This is a genomic window from Mycolicibacterium elephantis DSM 44368, assembly GCF_004014805.1.
Lineage (GTDB): Bacteria > Actinomycetota > Actinomycetes > Mycobacteriales > Mycobacteriaceae > Mycobacterium > Mycobacterium elephantis.
Genome location: NZ_ATDN01000061.1, coordinates 1 through 1,077, shown reverse-complemented (window position 1 = coordinate 1,077; position 1,077 = coordinate 1). Strand labels below are relative to the sequence as shown.

The 1,077-nt window shown below is 62.3% G+C and carries 1 protein-coding gene; it reads left to right on the top strand.

The window, feature by feature from the left end; all coding sequences use genetic code 11:
• Window positions 1–104: 104 nt before the first annotated feature.
• Window positions 105–1,077 (top strand): IS481 family transposase (locus tag MELE44368_RS23815; RefSeq protein ID WP_128110751.1); only part of this gene is annotated, 973 nt, incomplete at its 3' end.

The window sequence follows — 1,077 nt, the reverse complement described above, 5'->3', positions numbered from 1 at the left end:
TGTAATGACCAGGCAGGTTGTGAACGGCGTGGCGTGAGGAAGTAGGTGAGGACCTCCGGTATCGGTGTGGTTACCACACTCACATCGATCACCGAGAGGTCCTCATGTCTCACGCTAATGCCTTTTTGACCCCCAAGGGACGACTGCGGCTGGCTCGCTGTGTCGTCGATCAGGGGTGGGCGCTGCGCCGGGCTGCTGAGCGGTTCCAATGCTCACCGACCACGGCCAAGAAGTGGGCCGAGCGCTACCGGGCCGGCGGCGTCGAGGCGATGGCCGATCGCTCCAGCCGTCCACACGTCAGCCCGAACCAGACCCCGCAGAAGACCGAGCGGCGGATCATCAACCTGCGTTTTACCCGTCGGTGGGGCCCGCACCGGATCGCCTATCACCTGCATCTGTCCCGCTCAACGGTGCAGGCGGTATTGCGCCGTTACCGGATGCCGCTGCTGCGTGACCTCGACCAAGCCACTGGTCTGGCGGTGCGCCGGGCGAGACCGCGTCGATATGAGCATTCAGCGCCGGGGGATCTGGTGCACGTGGACATCAAGAAGCTGGGTCGGATCCCCGATGGAGGTGGACATCGCAAGCTGGGCCGCACTCGGGGCAACCGCAACAACAAGAAGCGTGGCCGCGGTTATGCGTTTTTGCACCACGCCGTTGATGACCATTCCCGGTTGGCGTACTCAGAGATCCTCGACGATGAGCGCAAAGAAACTGCCGCAGCGTTCTGGCAACGGGCCCAGCGCTACTTCTTCGAGCACGGCATCGTCGTCAAGCGCGTGATGACCGACAACGGTTCCTGTTATCGGTCAAAGCTTTTCGCCCAAGCGCTGGGTACTGGCATCAAGCATAAGAAGACCCGCCCGTACCGCCCACAGACCAACGGCAAAGTCGAGCGGTTCAACCGCACCCTCAACCAGGAATGGGCCTACGCCCAGACCTACCTCACCGACGAAGCCCGAGCAGCGACCTACCAGGCATGGGTCCATCACTACAATCACCACCGGCCCCACACCGGCATCAAAGGCAAGGCACCCATCGAACGCTTACGCGTTCACAACCTGCCCACGAAGAACA